Source organism: Clostridium fessum, from assembly GCF_003024715.1.
In the GTDB taxonomy this organism is placed as follows: Bacteria; Bacillota; Clostridia; order Lachnospirales; family Lachnospiraceae; genus Otoolea; species Otoolea fessa.
This window is the reverse complement of the sequence record NZ_PYLO01000003.1, coordinates 43,585-64,649: the sequence shown is the minus strand read 5'-3', so window position 1 is coordinate 64,649 and position 21,065 is coordinate 43,585. Positions and strand designations below refer to the sequence as shown.

The following is a 21,065-nucleotide window of genomic DNA, read 5'->3' as shown; positions in this document are numbered from 1 at the left end:
AAACGAGGGTAAAGGTAAAAAATCCGCAGCATATCAGCCGAGAGATGCAGATACCACTTCTGGACACGATGTCCAGAGGTCGAAAAATACAAAGAAGTATCAGAAAGCAGATGCTTCTGGACAGAATGTCCAAAAGTCCGAGGGAGCAGAAGCCGGAGAGAAGTCTAAAAGCGATTTTATGCAGCCGGACAGCACTTTTACGGAGGAAGCCGGAGAGGAGCAGGGTAGAAAAATTGCCAGCGATGACTACCGCCACAGGGACACCTATCATTCGTCACAGAAAAAGGGCAGGTATCAAAGGCGGGAGATAAAGAGCCGGGAGCGAGTAAAGCAATTTGATTTTGAACAGGATTTCCAGACAAAGGACACTACCTTTACCGAAGAGGCAGAACCGGAATTTCATGGAAGCAAAAAGTTAGACCGACTGCAAAAGAAAGCGGAGAAAGCCAGAAAAAAGACGGAAGCTGCAAGAAAGAAGATTCCAAAGAAAACGGAGTATTCTCTGGAGCGTGTTTTTGATGAAAAGACGGGCAGAACAAAGTATGTATTGACTTCTGTAAAAAAAGAGAAACCATTCAAACCGGACAGTCCGGTAAAAAGAGCGGCTGGCAGGGTGGGAATGGAATCTTCTAATTTTGCCCATAGTAAGGTTGCCGAAGTGGAGAAAGAAAATTCCGGTGTGGAGGCTGCCCACAAGACAGAGCAGAGCGGGGAAGATGTTTACCGCTTTTTCAAAGGGCATTACAAAGGGAAAACGGAAAGACGGAGAGCGAAAGCTGCAAAGCTGGAGAAAAAGCAGATGCAGAAAGAGGTCAATTTCCGTTATCAGAAGTTCTTGGAAGAAAATCCGGAAATGCAGGAAAAGACCATTCAGAAGCAGTTGCAGAAAAGACTGCAAAAGCAGCGTATCAAACGGGAATATGCAAAAGCAAGACGGGCGGGACAGACAGCGAAAGCCGCAAAGGAAACAGCGGCGAAGTCCGGGAATCTTTTTACAGCGGCAGCCAGAAAGATACAGGAGATTGCATCAAAAAATGTTTCGCTTCTGCTTGCCATAGGAGCCTTTTCGGTGCTTCTTGTGATGATTATGACAGCAGTATCTTCCTGTGGGGCGATGTTTGCCGGAGGAATCAGTACCACGCTGGCAGGAAGTTATATGAGCGTTCCGGCAGAAATAGATGCGGCAGATTTAGCTTTTTCTGAACTGGAAAAAGAATTGCAGGCAGAGATTGATGCCATAGAAACCACTTATCCGGATTATGATGAGTACCGTTATAATCTGGCATCTATCGGGCATGACCCATTTGCACTGATCAGCTATCTGTCGGCAGTCCATACGGAATTTACTGCAAGTGAGGTACAGGCAGAAATAGAATATCTGTTTGATGAAATGTATGAGTTGACACTAAATCCTACAGAGGAAACGAGGACAAGGACGGTAACAAAAACAGGCACTCATACGGTAACAGACCCGGTTACGGGGGAAACAACAGAAGAGGAATACGAGTATGAAGTGGAAGAGGAATATACCGTAACCATTCTGGAAGTGACCCTGACAGCAAAAGATTTAAACGTAGTAGTTGCCGGACGCATGAATGAGGAGCAGAGAGAAATCTATGCTTTTTATAACCAGACCCACGGGCTGACACAGCAGTTTTATAAGCCCCTTGATTTATATTGGTACAACTATGTGAGCAGTTATTATGGCTGGCGTATCAATCCGGTCACAGGGCAGGAACAGTTACATCGGGGCGTAGATATTGCAGTACCTACCGGAACAACCGTATATGCGGCGATGGACGGGACAGTAACTACCGCAACTTATGACAGCTATTACGGAAATTATGTAGTGATTGAAGATGAAAAAGGCTACTGCACAAAATATGCCCACATGGATACCTTAAATGTCCGGGCAGGACAGAGCGTGACGCATGGAAATGTGATCGGAACAACAGGGAATACGGGAAGCAGTACCGGAAGTCATTTACATATCGAATGTCTGTATCAGGGGGAATATTATAACCCTCTTTTTTATTTTGAAGCAGGCACGGATACGCTGTATGGCGAAACGCCGGGCAGCGGAAGCGGCGGAGGAAATGTGATACCGCCGGATTCCTATGACGATGCAACCGTGCAGGCACTTATGGAAGAAGCGGCGAGATATTTAGACTATCCCTATGTATGGGGAGGCTCCAGTCCGTCCACCAGCTTTGACTGTTCCGGTTTTGTCTGCTGGGTATTTACAAACAGCGGTGTCCATAACCTGCCACGAACCACAGCACAGGGCATTTATAACCAGTGTACGCCTGTGTCGGCGGCAGATGCAAAGGCGGGGGATATTATCTTTTTTACAGGTACATACAATTCGGGCGTACCAGTCAGCCATGTGGGGATTTACTGCGGAAACGGGGTCATGATTCATTGCGGAGATCCAATCAGTTACGCTTCAATCAATTCGTCCTATTGGCAGAGCCATTTTTATGCGTTTGGAAGATTATCAGGAAATTAAAATAACAGGAAGTGAGGAACGATGACGAAAGAGAGAATTGTAAAGGAGCTTTCCAAAGTCCGGGAACAGCTTGCGGGATTGCAGGCGAGGGAGAGGGATTTGGCGGAACAGCTTCAGATGGCAGAGGATGCGGAGAAGATGAAATTCATTGAAAAGAATAAAATCTCTCTGGATCGGCTGATTCTGTTAAACAAGGTCAGCGAAGAAGAAATTATGCGTCTGCTGAAAGAAAAAGAGCAGAAAGAAGCAGCACAATCAGAAGAAAGGGAGGCTTACAGCCATGAAGAACAGGAAGTTATCATCTAAGGCAGTTATATCACTGATATTGTCCGCTGTGCTATTTACCATGCCTGCGGTAGCGTTTTCTGTAAATGGGAACTACGCAATCAGTGCTTTTGCCGAAGAAACAAAAGAAACCGAAGAATCCAAACCGGAGGAAAGTACGGAGCAGACACCCGGCGAAAGTGAAACTGATGTCAGTACGGAGGAAAATACAGAAAACAGTACCGAGGGAAGCACGGAAGAAACTACGGAGGGCAGCACGGAGGGAAGCACCGAAGGCGGCACCGAAGAGAATACAGAAGGCAGTACCGATGAAAGCACCGGGGATGGCACTGTATCGGGAAATGATAAACCGGAGCCGGTATGTAATTGCGAAGATCAATGCGGTGCGTATGAGTATGACAAAAACTGTCCCGTCTGCGTCACAGATTATAAGCTCTGTACCTATAAAAAACCGAATGTGAGTATCAAAATCAGACAGCCGGAGGAGTGGCATAATGACATTGTTTCCGTTTCTTTCAGTGTAAAAGATACCGCAGATACGGGGAATTTTGAAATCGCAAAGATAGAGGCAAAGGTAGGGCAGAATGGAAGCTGGACAGATGTGACGGAGGAAAAGAAATTAAGGATTTCCGAGAACTGTACCGTGTATGTGCTTGTCACAGACCAGAAAGGCAATACCTATGAGAAGAACCGTGCCATAAAGTGCTTTGATACCGTAAAGCCGACCTTAAATGCGGCAGTCAGTGACGGGCTTTTAAGCATACAGGTACATGATACGGATTCCGGTGCAAAGGCGGTATATGTCAATGGATATGAGTTTACAGATCTGACGGGCGGTACGTTAAATATCCGCCTCCAGCAGTTTGACGCAGGGTATGAGTATTTTACCATTTCTGCAATGGACAATGCCGGAAATATGTCTGAGGTTTATAAAACGAAAAATCCGTACTATAAAGACCCTGCCGATACCAGTGATGGGAATCCGGCGGAGCAGCTCCCGGAGAGTGCGACCCCGACGAAACCGGGGAGTGCTACGGGAACCGTGACGGAGCATACCAAAACAGACAGTAACGGAAATACCACATCACAGACAAGTCCTGCCGAACAGAAAAAGCAGGCAATGAAAGAAGCTGCGGAGGCAGAAAGCGGGAAAACAGAAAGTACGGAAAAATCCGGTCAGGGCAAGGAGTTTTATACTATTCAGACCGCCACGGAGAAAGTTTTCTATCTGATTATTGACCGGGACGGAGAGGAAGAAATGGTATATTTTTTGACTGAGGTTACGGAAAATGACCTGTTAAATGCAACTTCCGATAACAGTGAAACCTTGCCGAAAAATTCCGCTGCGTTGGAATCTGCAATTCCGAATGGGGAGAGTGCATTGCCAAACAACAACGGAGAGCAGGCAGATACAGAGGGAAAGGAAACGGAAACAGAAAAAGGTACGGAAGGTGCAGAGAGTACGGGAAATACAGAGGAAACCGAACCGGAGCCGGAAGTGAAAGAAGCACCGAATCCGATGATTTCGTATGTGCTGATTGGTAGTCTTGCCTTAATCGTTATCGGAGCTGCTTATTATTTTAAGGTTGTCCGCAAGAAAAAAGAGGACTTTATCGAGGACGAAGATGAAGATGAGGAAGATAACGAGGAGTATGAAAACGAAGATGAGGAATCGGAGGAAGATACGGAAGAAGATTTCTTTGACGAACAGGAGGAATAAGGTATGCAGTTGGTGGTTACAGAGAAGCCCAGCGTAGCACAGGCAATTTCCCATGTGATCGGGGCGAAAGAGAGAAAAGACGGTTACATGGAGGGAAACGGATTTCTCGTTTCATGGTGTGTAGGACATCTGGTAGAGCTGGCACAGCCGGAGATGTATTCAGAAGCATGGAAAAAATGGAGCTATGAGAGCCTGCCCATGATACCGGAGCAGTGGCAGCATGAAGTGAAAAAGGAAACAGCAACGCAGTATAAAATCTTGAAAAATCTGATGCACGATACAAGAGTTGAAAGTGTGGTGTGTGCCACCGATGCCGGACGGGAGGGAGAACTTATCTTCCGTCTGGTATATGAACAGGCAGGCTGCCGGAAACCAATGAAACGCCTGTGGATTTCATCAATGGAGGAGAGTGCAATCCGTGACGGGTTTGAAAACTTAAAGCCGGGAAGCGATTATGACAGCCTGTACCAGTCTGCACTTTGCAGACAGCAGGCAGACTGGCTGGTGGGATTAAATGGTACGAGATTATTTACTGTACTGTATGGCGGAAAGGTATTAAAGGTGGGCAGAGTACAGACGCCCACCCTTGCCATGCTGGTAGACCGTGAAGTGAAGATTATGAATTTTGAAAAAGAGCAGTATTACATGGCTCATATTCTGATGGATGGGATAGATGCCATGACAGAACGGATTGACGATAAGGCAAGGGCAGAAAGTATTGCTGCAGCGTGTGAAAGTCAGAGTGGAGTGGTTCGTTCCGTTATAAAGGAAAATAAAAGCGTTGCACCACCAAAACTTTATGACCTTACCACGCTTCAGCGGGATGCCAACCGTATCTTTGGTTTTACTGCAAAGCAGACATTGGAGTACACCCAGAGCCTTTATGAGAAAAAGCTGGTCACTTATCCGAGAACGGACAGCCAGTATTTATCCGATGATATGGAAGAAACTGCAAAAGCGGTAATCGGGGCAGTTTATCAGGCGATTCTCTTTGAGGAACAGACCGGAGCAGAGCCGGATATAAAAAGAGTGTTGAACAGTAAAAAAGTGACCGACCACCATGCAATTATTCCCACCATAGAAATTACAAAGACAGACCTTTCCGCTGTGCCGGAGGGAGAAATGAAAATCTTATCCCTTGTCGCTAATCGTCTGTTATGTGCAACCGGGAAAAAGCAGTTGTATGAAACGGTAAAAGCAGAGTTTTCCTGCGGTGGTTACAGCTTTCATGTATCCGGAAAAACGGTTCTGCAGAACGGGTGGAAAGAATTTGAAGCAGCATTGAAACGTACCTACCGGGTAGAAAAAACAGATGAGGATAAGGAAGAGAAGAAACTGCCGGAGCTTTCTGAAGGCATGACGTTTCCAGTTATCCAGACAAAGGTAACAGAGCAATTCACGCAGCCTCCCAAACATTTTACCGAGGACAGCCTGCTTTCTGCGATGGAACGTGCCGGAGCAGAGGATATGGGCGATGAGGTGGAACGCAAAGGACTTGGCACACCTGCCACCAGAGCTGACATTATTGAAAAGCTGGTCAAAGACGGTTTTGTGAAACGGGAGAAAAAGCAGATGCTTCCCACCGAGGACGGGATGAAGCTCATTACTGTTCTGCCGGATATGGTAAAATCCCCGAAGCTTACAGCAGATTGGGAGAATACGCTGACTTTGGTTGAAAAAGGCGAATACACCATGCAGGAGTTCATGGATGGCATTGAAGATATGGTGCGGGAGCTGGTGCAAACCTACCACAGTATCAGTGACGATCAGAAGTCTTTGTTTGGAACGATGCAGGAAGTGCTTGGAAAATGCCCGAAATGCGGCAGCGATGTAGTAAAAGGAAAATTCGGTGCTTACTGCAAACAAAAATGCGGCATGAATGTGGGTAGGGCAATGGGAGCAACGTTTTCCGATACACAGATGAAAAGTCTGCTTGAAGGGAAAAAGACCCTTGTGAGAGGATTAAAAGGGAAAAAGGGAAGCTACGATGCGTACCTGATTCCGGAGGGAATTGAGGATTATTCTTATATCAAAGACGGAAAGGAAATCAAAGGTTCGCAGTACAAATTCAAGATGGAATTTCCACCGAGAAAAAGCAAGTGAAAAGGAGACAGAAAAATGAATACAGAAATGAAAAAGACCGTTGTTTACAGCACCGGAGATAAAATTTTAAACATTATGAAAGAGCAGGATATGGATATTCCAGAACTTTCTTTGCGGTGCGGTGTCAGGGAAGATGTATTGATGGATATTCTGGCAGGTATCCGGGAAGCAGATATAAGTACGCTCTGCAAAATTGCAGACGGACTGGAGATTTGTGTACGGGAGCTTTGCCCTGATGAAGAAAGCTATGTCGTTCCGGTGGAAAAAGATATCCTTGCAAAGCTCATTGTGATCAGCGAGCTGAAGGAGATGGAATTGGAGGAGCTGATTGGCACAATTCTGGAAAACGGTATCGAAGAACACGGTTTTTATGAATAAGGCGGCGGGGGTTATCCCCTCCGTCATTTTGGAGGAATGCTTATGGTAACAAAATATCAGATGATTTCCTATCTGGCGGAGGATACCGCAAAAGAGATAGCGAAAAACGGGCAGGAGTGGACAAGGTATCTGACTACCGCTGCAAGGCTTTATAAATATCCGTTCAATGAACAGATACTTATTTTTGCACAACGACCGGATGCAACAGCCTGTGCGTCCCTTGAACTATGGAATGAGAAGATGAATTGCTGGGTAAACCGTGGAGCAAAGGGAATTGCCCTGCTGGATACGGAAAATTCCTATACAAGATTGAAATATGTTTTCGATGTGTCCGACGTACATAAGGCAAGGCGGATAGGACGTGATCCGAATTTGTGGGAGTTGCGTGAGGAGCATAAAGAAACAGTCCTGGCACAGCTTGAAAAGACATACGGAGAAACGGATAAAAACAGCTCCTTTGAACAGCGGATAATGGAAATATCCAATCGGATTGCTTTGGATTATTATGAAGAACTTCTGCCGGAAATCGAATATGTGAAAGAGGGCAGCTTTTTAGAGGAACTGGACGAGTTAAATGTAGGTGTCAGGCTTCGTGATACGCTTTCTTCCAGTATTGCTTACACCATACTGTCACGATGCGGTGCAGATATGGAACTGTGGAAAGACGAGCAGGGATTTGAATATATCAGCGACTTTAATACGATGAAAACCCTGTCTGTTGTTGGTACAGCCACCACAGATATGTGCAAGCCGCTTTTAATGGAGATAGGCAGAACCATAGGAGCGTATGACCGCCAGATTGCCCGCAGGAAGGCACAGGAAAAAGCTAATGCAGGACGCACACAAACTTCTTTGGAAAATACGGAGAAAGTGCTTGCAAATGAAGCAGATACAGACTATAATGCTTTAAAGCGTGAAAGTGAAAAGGAGCTACAAAACAATCAGGAGATAGAAATACAGAGCAAAAAGGAGGATGCGGCACATGAAACTGACATACGAAAAGAACGGGGATTATCTGATTCCGAACCTGACAGCGAACGAGGAACCGGAGGGAACGCTGACGAAGTACGGTATGATGCGGAAGAACTTCTTACAGGAACACCGGAAAGGGATTTATCAGGGCATGATACTGGCGGGCGAGCTGAAAGCACACTGTCTGGAGATACAGGAGCAGGCAGAGCAGAGAATGGAAGCCCTGAGCGAACAGATGGCGAAAGCAGAGGGAGTGAACGAGGAACTGAAAGCAGCCGATCAGATGAAGTGGGTAGCGAAGATGAACAACATCAGACATTCAGCGGAGGAGATCGTGCTGACGGAACTGATTTACAGTTAGAAAATGACATACAGGAAGAAGAAATACCAGAACCGGATAGTGGAGAACATTCATTATCCGGTTCTTTTTTTCCGAAGCTGTCTGAAACAGAGCAGGGGGAGGACTTACAGCGTGGTATTTTATGCAGTGATGAGTTCCTGAAGCATAAAAGACCGGAAATAGCTGGGTATTTTCAGATAGAGCAGGATGCAAAGATTCAGGCGGATTATCTGAGAAATTCGTTCCGCATGGAAGAATACACCGAGTTCAATATCGGGGAAATGCGGGGCGGCTACCGTGCCGATGAGGACGGTATTACCTTATGGAAAGGCAATTATCTGACCCGTGAAGCGGAAAGCAGGCTGTCATGGGAGGAAGCACGTTTTCTTGTCAATTCCTATATGGAGGACGGAGTATATCTTCTTCCAGGAGAAACCGCAGAGCGGATTGAAACAGCGGGAATGTACCAGCAGCTTGACTTATTTTCCATGTTTACGGAGCAGGCTGGCAATCTTGCCATGAAACAGGCGGAAACAGTGACACCGATACGGTCAGAAACAAAGATACCGCCGGAGCAGATAGCGGATATTCTGCGGAGCGGCGGAGGCAGGGATAACAGCAGAAAGCGTATCTACACCAAATATCAGCAGGGAAAGACACCGGAGGAGATGGCTGCTTTCTTACAGAAAGAGTATGGAACAACCGGAAAGGGCTTTGAATTTGACGGAAAGCAGTTAGCGGTATGGTTCAATGAGGATGGGATGCGTGTCGGATATGGCACATCGACAGAGCGTCCGGTGCTTCAGATGAACTGGCAGGAGGTGGAAGCAAAAATCCGCTCACAGGTAGTAAACGGTACCTATATGGGAGCAAATGAAGCTTATCTGACTGACGAAGCAGAACGTGACCGGATTGCAGGGCATCTCTTTTTCTTTTTCCGGGATGGCATGGGAGAACTGCCGGAGGAGCTTGGGCTAAAAGCAGGAAATTATCCGGAGGCTCATGCAAGAATGATAGAATACCTTTCTACAAAAGAAGGAGTTGAGCTTGTGGCTTCCCACATGGATCAGGCACTTCATCAGCTTGAAACCGGAGAGAAAAAGCTACGTTTCCGTTCAGTTATGCCAAAAGAGGAGCTGCGGGAGGAACTTGACAATCTGCTGATAGAAAAACAAATCTTTCCAACCGCAGACCATGTGGAAATAAAAAGGGAGGATTTTATTACTCAGGACGAGATAGACCATAATCTTGGCAGGGGAAGTGGATATTCACATGGTTCTTTCCGCATCTATGATTATTTTCAGGAAAAGCATGACAGCAAAGAAGCAGCGGAATTTCTGAAAAAAGAATATGGCATTGGAGGCGGCTCTCATGCACTTGCCGGAGCAGACCATAGCTGGCAAGACCACAACTTTAAAGGGATTGAATTAAAAAAGGGAAATATCTGCGAACCTTATGCGAAAGTGCTGCTGTCTTGGAAAGTAGTCGAAAAGCGTATCCGAAAGCTGGTGGCGGAAGATAAGTATTTATCTCCGGCAGGGAAAGAAGCCTATGCCCGGTACAAAGAGGAAGAAGCACAGAAAGCGCTGGAAAAAGCACAGGCGGTAATAGAACGGAAAACGAAGGTTGCCTGTAAAGAAGCCATTGAACGGACGATTTCGGAAAAATTTGACGGGTATCGTCTGCCGAAAGATACACCGGATGAAGTAATCCGAAAATATGGTAGCGAGCGTGTCAGCTATGTACTTGCCAATACTGTCATGCACCTGACGCACGATGGCAGATTTTCTCCCGACAATAAGGCATGGGCAAAAGAAATAGAACCGTATGCCAAGTATGAGAACCGTGATTTGATTGTTTCTTCCCATCCGGCGGTCTTAAATGGATTTATCAATCAGACAAGACGGTATATGGAGCAGGAAAAGGAGATTGCGGCACAGCAGATTACCATTGACGGGCAGTTGTGTTTAAAGATTGATGAATGGAAGTCGGAAGAAAATAACTATGTGCTTGGAAATTCCATGCAGGACAATGCGTTCTTTTACGTACTCATAAACGAAAATGTCCATTTTGAATATGATTACAAACCGAGCAGGGAAGAAATTGAAAACGATTATTTGAATCTCATTGCAATGGAAGATATAGACCGACACGAAGCGGAGGTATTTTCACGCATTGAAGGAACGGAAGATGTAGCGGAAACAGAATCACGATTCTCAGTTGAGGAAACCAGCGATGCCTTTGAGCCGGGACAGGATTTTGCAGTATGGGATCATGGCAGGGAAGATTATTATATAAAAGAGGACGGTACAATTCCCACCTTTGAAACAAAAGAGGAAGCGGAACACTATCTGCAAAGCATGGAACCGGACACTTCTGGACACGATGTCCAAAAGTCAGTGGAAGAACCTGCCATAGAAAAGCCTGTGAAGCAGCCTGCACCAAAGATTGATAAATCCAATGCGGTCAATTTCCACATTACAGACGATGCGTTAGGAGCAGGCAGTGCGAAAGAGAAATTCCGACGAAATATAGAAGCAATCCGTACTTTGGAAAAGGTGGAGAGCGAGAACCGTATCGCCACACGGTCGGAACAGCAGATTTTATCACAGTATGTTGGCTGGGGCGGGCTTGCCGATGCCTTTGATGAAAGCAAATCTGCATGGGCGGGAGAATATCAGCAGTTAAAGGAATTGTTATCGTCGCAGGAGTACGCTTCTGCAAGGGAAAGCACCTTAAATGCCCACTATACCAGTCCTGCCATTATCCGCAGTATTTATGATACCTTAGACCGTATGGGATTTGAAAAGGGGAATGTATTAGAGCCTGCAATGGGTATCGGAAATTTCTTCGGAATGCTGCCGGAGAAGATGCAGGAAAGCCGACTTTATGGTGTGGAGCTGGATGGTATTACGGGCAGGATTGCAAGACAGCTCTATCCGAAAGCGGATATTAAAATATCCGGTTTTGAAAAAACAGACTATCCGAATGATTTTTTTGATGTAGCAGTCGGCAACGTGCCATTCGGACAGTATAAGGTAGCGGATAAACAATATGATAAAAATAATTTCCTGATTCATGATTATTTCTTTGCAAAGACATTAGATAAAGTCCGTCCCGGCGGTGTGGTTGCTTTTGTTACCAGTAAGGGAACAATGGATAAAAAAAGTCCGGAGGTCAGAAAGTATCTGGCTCAGCGAGCGGAGCTTATGGGGGCGGTCAGACTTCCGAATACAGCATTTAAGGAAAATGCAGGGACAGAAGTCACTTCGGATATTTTGTTTTTTAAGAAGCGTGACCGTGTGATGGACATAGAACCGGATTGGGTACATTTATCAGAAGATGCAAACGGTATCGCCATGAATACCTACTTTGCGGAACACCCGGAAATGATTGTTGGGAAGATGGAAATGGTCAGCGGTCCCTATGGCATGGAAAGCACCTGCCAACCGGATGCTACAAGACTGTTTGCAGAGCAGTTAATGGATGCGGTCAGCCGGATTGACGGGGAAATCGAAGCAGTGGAGACGGACGAGCTTGCGAATGAGCTGGCAGATGCCACCATTCCGGCAGACCCGGACGTAAAGAATTACAGCTACACACTGGTGGAAGATAAGGTATATTACCGTGAAAATTCCATTATGAAGCCTGTGGATATGTCAGAATCCATGCAGGAACGCATAAAAGGCATGGTAGGAATCCGAAACTGTACGCAAGAGCTTATCAATTTGCAGTTGGAAGAATATCCGGATACTGTGATTAAGGAAAAGCAGAAAGAATTGAATACCCTTTATGATACGTTCAGCAGAAAATACGGTTTAATCAATTCCCAGACCAACAAAAGAGCCTTTAATCAGGACAGCAGCTATTGTCTGTTATGTTCTCTGGAAAAGCTGGATGACGAGGGAAATTTCAAAGGCAAAGCGGATATGTTCACGAAACGTACCATTAAGAAAGCGGAAGTGGTTACAAGCGTGGATACAGCAACGGAAGCTCTGGCAGTATCTTTATCAGAAAAAGCAAAAGTTGACCTTTCTTATATGGCGGAGCTGACCGGAAAAGAGATTGATACAATCAAAGAAGAACTGACGGGCATTATCTTTCAGAATCCGGTCACAGACAGGTGGGAAGCAGCGGACGAGTATTTAAGCGGCAATGTCCGGGATAAGTTGCAAACAGCGAAGATTTACGCCGAAAACCACCCGGAATACAACATAAATGTGCAGGCACTTACACAGGTGCAGCCCACAGAACTGGATGCCAGCGAGATTGAGGTGCGTATCGGTGCCACATGGGTTGAACCGAAATATATTGAAGATTTCATGCGTGATGTTTTTGAAACACCGCAGCATCTCTTCAACCGGAATACAATGGGGATTCAGTATTCCGATGTGACAGGACAGTGGAATGTAAAAGGAAAAAGTGCGGATTACGGAAACAGTCTTGTAAATATGACTTATGGTACAAACCGGAGAAATGCTTATCAGATTTTAGAGGATTCTCTGAATTTAAAGGACAGCCGGGTGTACGATACCGTGATAGAGGACGGAAAGGAAACGAGAGTCCTGAATAAAAAGGAAACCATGATTGCCAGTCAGAAACAGGAGGCAGTCCGGGAAGCCTTTAAGAACTGGGTATTTGAAGATCAGGAACGTAGACAGGACTTGGTGGCGAAATATAACAAGCTCTTTAATTCTACCAGACCAAGAGAATATGACGGTTCCCATTTGAAATTCCCTGGCATGACACCGGACATCGACCTTAGACCGCACCAGTTAAATGCGGTGGCACACCAGCTTTACGGGGACAATACCCTGCTTGCTCATTGTGTGGGAGCAGGAAAGACTTTTGAAATGATTGCTGCAGCAATGGAAAGCAAGCGGTTAGGGTTATGCCAAAAGAGCCTGTTCGTTGTTCCCAATCATTTGACGGAACAGTGGGCGAGTGACTTTTTGCGGTTATATCCCGGAGCAAATATTTTAGCGGCAACGAAGAAAGATTTTGAGCCAGCCAACCGGAAGAAATTCTGTTCCAGAATCGCCACCGGAGATTATGATGCTGTCATTATCGGGCATAGCCAGTTTGAAAAAATCCCGTTGTCGCAGGAAAGACAGATAGGCATTATCGAAAGACAGATTGATGAGATTGAGCTTGCCATAGAGCAGGCGAAAGCAGATAACGGGGAGCGTTACACCATTAAGCAGATGGAAAAGTCCAGAAAATCCCTTATGACAAGACTGGAAAAACTCAACGATACTTCCCGGAAAGATAATGTTGTAACCTTTGAGCAGTTAGGTGTGGACAGGCTGTTTGTAGATGAAAGTCACAATTATAAGAACCTTTTTCTATACACGAAAATGCGGAATGTGGCGGGCATTGCACAGACGGAAGCACAGAAGTCCTCCGATATGTTTGCTAAGTGCCAGTACCTTGATGAGCTGACTGGCGGAAAGGGCATTACGTTTGCTACGGGTACGCCGCTCAGCAACAGTATGACGGAGCTTTACACCAATATGCGGTATCTTCAGTATGGTACGCTTCAGAAGATGGGATTAGGGCATTTTGACAGTTGGGCAGCTTCTTTTGGAGAAACACAGACCGCCATTGAGCTGGCACCGGAGGGAACAGGATACCGGGCAAAGACAAGATTTGCAAAATTCTTCAATCTGCCGGAGCTGATTGCACTTTTCAAGGAGAGTGCGGATATCCAGACACCGGATATGTTAAAGCTGCCTGTGCCGGAAGCAGAATATGAGAACGTGGTGCTGAAACCCAGCGAATATCAGAAAGAGATGGTAACATCGCTGGCAGATCGGGCGGAGACAGTGCGTAACAGACTGGTAGAGCCGCATCAGGATAATATGCTCAAGATTACCAACGATGGAAGAAAACTGGCACTCGACCAGCGTCTGATCAACGATATGCTCCCCGATGAGGAACATTCCAAAGCAAAAACCTGTGTGGATAAGGCATTTGAGATTTGGGAAGATACCAAAGGGGAGAAATCAGCACAGCTTATTTTCTGTGATTTATCGACACCGAAAGGAGATGGTACATTTAATGTCTATGAGGATATAAGAAATAAACTGATGGAAAAAGGTGTTCCCGCAGAAGAAATCGCCTTTATACATCAGGCAAATACGGAGCTTAGGAAAGCGGAGCTGTTCAGTAAGGTAAGAAGCGGACAGGTTCGTTTTTTATTGGGTTCTACTGCAAAAATGGGAGCCGGGACAAACGTGCAGGACAGACTGATTGCTCTGCACCACCTCGATGTACCGTGGCGTCCGTCTGATATTGAACAGCAGGAGGGGCGTATTTTGCGGCAGGGCAACAGGAATCCAAAGGTTAAGATTTTCCGGTATGTGACAGAGGGAACATTTGACAGCTACTCATGGCAGCTTATCGAGAATAAGCAGAAATTTATCGGTCAGATTATGACAAGCAAATCTCCGGTGCGAAGTTGTGAGGATGTGGACGAAGCAGCACTTTCTTATGCAGAGGTTAAGGCTCTGGCAACGGGGAATCCCTATATAAAAGAAAAGATGGATTTGGATATTCAGGTCAGCAAGCTGAAACTGATGAAAGCCAACCACACCAGTCAGAAATACCGTCTGGAGGACAACATTGCAAAGCATTATCCACAGCAGATAACCATTCTGAAGGAGCGTATCAGTGGCTTGCAGGCAGATATTCAGACTGCAAAAACCAATCTCCCAGCAGATAAGGAGTTTTTCTCTATGAGGGTCGGGAATAAGGTCTATACGGATAAAAAAGAAGCCGGAACTGCACTTGTGGAGATGTGCAAAGAAATCAAGAGCGTTAATGCTCCGGCAGTCATTGGAGAGTATGCAGGCTTTAAAATGGCGGTGTCCTTTGATTCCTTTAACCATAAATTCGTTATGAACATCAAAGGACAGCTCAGTCATAATCTGGAGATTGGTGTTGACCCGCTGGGTAACATTTCCCGTATCAACCATGCGTTGGAAGCCATGACAAAGGAACTGGCAGAAGCATCCACAAAGCTGGAGAATGTGGAGCGTCAGCTTGAAACAGCGAAGGTAGAGGTTACAAAGCCATTTGCACAGGAAGCAGAGCTTTCAGAGAAGTTAGACCGCCTTTCTGCCTTAAATGCCCTGCTCAATATGGACGAAAAGGGAGATGACGGAATAGGTATGGAAGATGATAAATCGGAACTGGGTACTGAGCAGGTGGCAGATACCAGAAAACCGTATCCCATAGAAAATACCCGACATAATTATGCTGTGGAGAATGGAAATCCGCAGGGAATGAGGCTCACAGCAGCGATGGCGGATAAGCCGGCACAGAGGGTATCCTTGAAAGAAAAGCTTGAGACTATGAAAGTAAAGGCTGCGGGGAATAATATAGAAAATTCCGTGCAAAGAGATAAGGGGAAGGAGGAGTATTTGTAATTATTATATTTCTTTTTATGCAAATATGAAATATAATATTAGTTCAAGGGAAATATAGTGATAGAGCGATTTGGAAAAAGCTAAAGAGAAATGGAGACAACGTAATACATAAAAATGGAAATTGAATTTGTCAGACACTGTCTGACAAATTCGGAAAGGATATATTATGAATGATTTAGAGCAGACAAATATGCTTCAGCCATTGGTGGATGAGATTGAAACAGCAGTTTCAAATGCCAAAAAAGAGATAGCTGAAAAAGTAAACAGTGTAATTACAGAGACGTATTGGAAAATCGGAAAATATATTGTTGAGTTTGAGCAGGATGGAAATGTTAAAGCAGCATACGGTTCAAAATTATTAACAACACTCTCGCATCAATTAACTTTGCGATTGGGACGAGGATACAGCCGCCCAAACCTCAACAATATGCGGAAGTTTTATCTTTGTTATGAGAATTGTCAGACGGTGTCTGACAAATTGACATGGTCGCATATTTGTGAGCTGATAAAGATTGATGATGAATTAGAAAGAAGTTTTTACGAAAAAGAATGTTATAAGGAAAAGTGGGATGTAAGAACACTCAGGCGACAGATGGATTCCGCTTTGTTTCTTAGATTAGCTACAAGCAGAGATAAAGAAGGAATTCTGGCACTTGCCAGAGAGGGAATTACTTATGACAAGCCAGAGGATGTTATCAAGGATACTTACACATTAGAATTTTTGGGACTTCCGGAGAAAGAGCGTTATAGTGAGGAAGACTTGGAGCAGAAAATAATAGATAATCTCCAAAAATTCTTGTTGGAATTAGGAAAAGGATTTACCTTTGTGGGCAGGCAGTATCCCTTAACTGTAAACAATATTCATTACCATGTGGACTTGGTATTTTACCACAGAATTTTGAAATGCTTTGTGCTGATTGATTTAAAGAAAAATTCCGTCCAGCATATAGACATCGGTCAGATGAATATGTATATGGGGTATTTCGCAAAAGAAGAAAATATGGCAGATGATAACCCACCGATTGGCATTATCCTGAGTCATAACAAAGATGAACTGCTTGTAGAATATGCAACTTACGGTATGGACAGCAATTTATTTGTTTCAAAATATGAATTGTATCTGCCAAATCGCAATGAACTCCAAAAATTAGTGAACAATATTTTAGAGAAGGATACAGAAAAGAAAGAAGAGTAATAAAAAAGCAATCTAAAAAAGATGCAAATTGAATAGGCATATCGAAAAAGACAATCAGAGATGGTTGTCTTTTTTGCGTGGAAAAAAGAAAGGATAATCGAATTATGGCAGATAAAAATACAGTTTACATGAGTGAAAAACAAAAAGTCAAAGAGATCACGGATAAGCTGGAAGCTGGCTTGAAAGAGCTTTTTGAAAGTGAAAAATATAAAAGCTATCTCAGCACCATGTCAAAATTTCATAATTACAGTTTTAACAATACGCTGCTGATTGCCATGCAGAAGCCGGAAGCTACGCTGGTGGCAGGCTATCAGGCGTGGCAGAAGAACTTTGAGCGGCACGTCAATAAAGGAGAAAAGGCAATCCGTATTCTTGCACCAGCTCCTTATAAAATCAAAGAGGAACGTGATAAGTTAGACCCTGTAACGGGAGAAATGATGTTTGATGAAAACGGTATGCCGCAGAAAGAGGAAACAGAGGTTACCATTCCTGCCTTTCGTGCGGTATCTGTTTTTGATGTATCGCAGACGGATGGCAAGCCTATTCCGGAACTGGAAGTGAATGAGCTGTTATCTACGGTGGAGGGATATGAGGATTTTGTCCAGGCGCTTATGAATATTTCTCCTGTTCCGATTGCATTTGAAGATATTCCCGGCGATTCCAAAGGGTATTTCAGTACAGCAGAAAAACGGATTGCTGTTCAGGAAAATATGAGCGAAAGCCAGACTTTGAAAACAATGGTGCATGAGGTGGCTCATTCCATGCTGCATGATAAAGAAGTTAATCAGAGCATGGATATTCCGGTAAAGGACAGGAATACAAAGGAAGTGGAAGCGGAGAGTGTGGCTTTTACAGTGTGCCAGCATTTCGGTATAGATACATCCGATTATTCCTTTGGATATATCGCAGGCTGGAGCAGCGGTAGGAATATGAAAGAGCTGAAATCTTCCCTTGATACAATCCGAAAGACAGCTTCAGAACTGATTACAGGCATTGAGGGGGCAATGCAGGAGCTTCAGCTTAACCGGGAGATGGAGCAGGAACATGGAAAGGAAAGCATTCTGCTGGTACATAACGAGGATTTTTCAGAATACAATCTTGTCAGTGTCCGTGGAATGGACAGTGCAGAACTTATATCCGCTCTTTCTACCATGAATGAAGAGGATAAATCGAATATATCATCTTATCTTGAAAGCAAAGGAGCATGGACTACCGAACTTGCTGACGAGCAGACGGAAGAAGCGGAGGAATATCATATTGATGTCCGCTATAACATGGATACAGACGAGCTTATTGATGTAAAGGAAAGAGTGGAACAACCCATTGATACCAATTTATCTGTCATGGGGCAGGCAGAACAACTTATCAATCAGTTGGAGGCAGAAAAAAATATTTTCACGTCTGAGGAGCGAAATCTGATTGTAAATTATGCCTATAAACTTGATGATATGAATAAAACAAGGGAACTTGCAGAGAAACTGGCATATAGGGAGCAGTATGTCCAACAGGATGTGGCATTGACCATAATTGATGCAAAGGCGGAGATTGATGCCCTGCCTGATCCGATGATTGGTTTGTCGGAAATGAGGGAATATGGCTATCAATGGAATGAAATGCTGCCATTAACACAAGAGAAAGCATTGGAATTATTTGAACATGATTTGCATGTATATTTGCTTCATACTGACGGTACGGAATCATTGGCAGAAAGCAGGGAGCGTATAGAAGAGCATGAAGGTATCTTTGGGGTTGAAAAGGAAACATGGAATAAAGCATTGAAACAGCAGACTAAGATTACACTTATCTTAATGGACGAACAGGAGCGAGAATATACATACCCGTATCCAGTTGTGGCTGTCGATATAGAAGAAATGGGTGGGGATAGAACTGCGGTATTCAAGACCTCAGAGCCTATTTCAGATACTGATGTGGCAGAAATTCATAATGCTTTTTATGGAACTGATTTGGAATTTGAAATAGAAAAAGAATTAGGTATCACATGGGTGGAATCTATTAACTATGAGGACGGATCTGTTATTACACCTGAAATGGCAAGAAAAGAGCAGCTCCTATATGCTAGTACTGATAAATATGGAATTTATCAATTAAAGCCTAATCTGGAATTAGATTCCTTACGTTTTGAGGGGACGGAATCCTTAAAGCGTATGGGCATTACAAAAGATAATTTTGATGCAATTAAACCAGAGAATTATACACTTTTATATGTGGGCGAATTATCTGAACTGCAAAAAGAGACGCAGGGGGCAACTTTAGAGGCAATCTTTGAAAAATTCAACCTTGACCACCCAGAAGATTTCAGAGGACATTCGCTATCTGTCAGCGATATAGTGGTGCTTCATCAGAACGGACAGAATACGGCTCATTTTGTGGATTTTTTTGGATATACGGAAATACCGGATTTTTTACGGGAGCAGACACCGGAAAAGGAAGAAATGCAGGACACTTCTGGACACAATGTCCAAAAGACAGAACCGGAAATAGATGGAGATGAAATCATTGATCTTGGCGATGAAACGGAACAGGTGCTTGCGGAAATGAAAAAAACTTTGGAAAGTGAACAGGAAACAGAACTGGCATTTTCTATTGCAGACCGTTTTATCAGCATTCAGGAAGTAGAGGGCGGTTATGACTATTCCATTATGGGAGCTGATTATAAGGAGATTGACGGAGGAATTTATGATAATCCTGATGTGACGATAAGGGAAGCCTTACATGATATTTTAGAGGATTTGAAGTCACAGCCGGATTACAATGGTGCAAAAGGAAATATCCAAAGAGAAGATGAACTGATACCGATGGATTATGATGGACTGATGGAAAAAGCAGAGGAAGCAAATCGTATTATTCCGGAGAGTACACCAAGCAGTGTGGTGGCTGATTTTAGGGCAAAGACCGGGGAATTATTCCATGATATTAGTGAAATGAATCCGGAAGAAATCGAGGAAACTGTGAAATGCCATGTGCAGGCAAAGATTGATGAGTATAACATTGATGCAACGATTGTGGATGTTGCTGTGACCGGAAGCAGGTGCAGGGGATTGGAGCATGAAAGTTCTGACCTTGATGTGGTTGTGGAACTTTCCACGGCGGAACGGGAGGACGATTTGTTTAATGCCTTTAATGAGGGCGGACTTCATATCGGAGAAGTAAAAGTTGACATCAACCCTATTACAGCACAGCGAACAGGTACACTGGAAACCTATCTGCCACAGGTGGAGGAATATTTGGAGGGTGTCAGACAGGCAAGAGAGCAGGAAAAGGAGAAGGCAGAAGTAACTTTAACTGTTTCGGAATGTGGCGAATTTCATAATCTTGGTGAATGCTATGAGAATATTCCTACGGTGGATGAAGCCATAGCAATCTGGAAGCAGATACCATCGGAGAGGATGAATGGTATTCCGGCAATTGGAATCAATATCATAGAGAGAGGGGCGGAACCCTTCGAGGATTACGAGATTGATGTTTTATCTGGAAAGAGGATTGACCTTGGGGTTTTGGACTATGTTCCTGATATTAAAAACAATCCGCAGGCAATGGAAGTCATTACGGAACTGGTGGCTAAATTGCCCGATATGGAGATAGATGGCGTGATGAGTGAAGAAATGGAAGCAAGAGTGTGGGAACTGCGTATGCCGGACTTGCCACAGGAGGAACAGCTTGCAGTAGAACTTGACCGACTTTGCTACGATTATGATACTGTACTGTATCACGATAGTACAAGAAATATGACCGAGAATGTATCAGAGCTTGCAGAATCCATAAAACAGGGCGATACCGGACATTTAACAACGTGGCTTGCAGACATTATTTCGGAGGGAGCTGTACCAGAGGAAATAAAACGAGCAACGGAGCTTCTGGAAAAACTGACAGAGTATAAGCCGCTTGCCAAGATTGAGGAGGCAGAAGAACAGAATTATAATATGATTGATAATGTGCTGAATAATGGTGTTGGGGAGAAAGCCCAAAGGGAAGAAAATAAGAGAATGGAGGAGAAGCCTACAGTAAGGATTTCCTTAAAATCCCGTCTTGCGGAGAAAAAGTCACAGGTAGAAGGGCAATCGAAAGAACATGATGTTCAAGAAAATGAAAAGAAAAGTCAGAGGGAGATGTAA

General features: G+C 44.4%; 7 protein-coding genes and 2 pseudogenes. All 9 read left to right on the top strand.

All coding sequences use genetic code 11. The features are described from left to right. Nucleotides 1-178: 178 nt before the first annotated feature. Nucleotides 179-2,014 (top strand): annotated as a pseudogene (locus C7U56_RS09575) (M23 family metallopeptidase); the annotation flags it as partial. A gap of 114 nt (nucleotides 2,015-2,128) precedes the next feature. Then, nucleotides 2,129-2,509: pseudogene (locus C7U56_RS16390) on the top strand (C40 family peptidase); the annotation flags it as partial. A gap of 21 nt (nucleotides 2,510-2,530) precedes the next feature. Then, nucleotides 2,531-2,815, top strand: coding sequence for a hypothetical protein (locus C7U56_RS09570; protein ID WP_002596357.1), 285 nt, complete (start codon nucleotides 2,531-2,533; stop codon nucleotides 2,813-2,815). Then, nucleotides 2,790-4,514: a CD1107 family mobile element protein gene (locus C7U56_RS09565; protein WP_002596358.1), complete on the top strand. Its 1,725-nt coding sequence runs from the start codon at nucleotides 2,790-2,792 to the stop codon at nucleotides 4,512-4,514. The genes C7U56_RS09570 and C7U56_RS09565 overlap by 26 nt, the downstream gene beginning before the upstream one ends. A gap of 3 nt (nucleotides 4,515-4,517) precedes the next feature. Then, nucleotides 4,518-6,617 carry a type IA DNA topoisomerase gene (locus C7U56_RS09560; RefSeq protein ID WP_002596359.1) on the top strand — a complete coding sequence of 700 codons (2,100 nt, stop codon included), beginning with the start codon at nucleotides 4,518-4,520 and terminating at the stop codon, nucleotides 6,615-6,617. 15 nt (nucleotides 6,618-6,632) lie between these two features. Continuing rightward, nucleotides 6,633-6,995, top strand: coding sequence for a helix-turn-helix domain-containing protein (locus C7U56_RS09555; RefSeq protein ID WP_002596360.1), 363 nt, complete (start codon nucleotides 6,633-6,635; stop codon nucleotides 6,993-6,995). A 42-nt stretch (nucleotides 6,996-7,037) separates the two neighbouring features. Next, nucleotides 7,038-15,737, top strand: coding sequence for a DUF3849 domain-containing protein (locus C7U56_RS09550; protein ID WP_002596361.1), 8,700 nt, complete (start codon nucleotides 7,038-7,040; stop codon nucleotides 15,735-15,737). A gap of 166 nt (nucleotides 15,738-15,903) precedes the next feature. Further along, nucleotides 15,904-16,932 (top strand): PDDEXK nuclease domain-containing protein, encoded by a 1,029-nt coding sequence (locus C7U56_RS09545; protein WP_002596362.1) that lies wholly within the window; start codon nucleotides 15,904-15,906, stop codon nucleotides 16,930-16,932. 104 nt (nucleotides 16,933-17,036) lie between these two features. Then, on the top strand, nucleotides 17,037-21,065 hold the full coding sequence (locus tag C7U56_RS09540) for a YodL domain-containing protein (RefSeq protein ID WP_002596363.1): 4,029 nt from the start codon (nucleotides 17,037-17,039) through the stop codon (nucleotides 21,063-21,065).

Coding starts and splice junctions, on each gene's coding strand:
- C7U56_RS09570 (WP_002596357.1), top strand. CDS start 2,531: ATGACGAAAGAGAGAATTGTAAAGGAGCTTTCCAAAGTCCGGGAACAG.
- C7U56_RS09550 (WP_002596361.1), top strand. CDS start 7,038: ATGGTAACAAAATATCAGATGATTTCCTATCTGGCGGAGGATACCGCA.
- C7U56_RS09540 (WP_002596363.1), top strand. CDS start 17,037: ATGGCAGATAAAAATACAGTTTACATGAGTGAAAAACAAAAAGTCAAA.
- C7U56_RS09560 (WP_002596359.1), top strand. CDS start 4,518: ATGCAGTTGGTGGTTACAGAGAAGCCCAGCGTAGCACAGGCAATTTCC.
- C7U56_RS09555 (WP_002596360.1), top strand. CDS start 6,633: ATGAATACAGAAATGAAAAAGACCGTTGTTTACAGCACCGGAGATAAA.
- C7U56_RS09565 (WP_002596358.1), top strand. CDS start 2,790: ATGAAGAACAGGAAGTTATCATCTAAGGCAGTTATATCACTGATATTG.
- C7U56_RS09545 (WP_002596362.1), top strand. CDS start 15,904: ATGAATGATTTAGAGCAGACAAATATGCTTCAGCCATTGGTGGATGAG.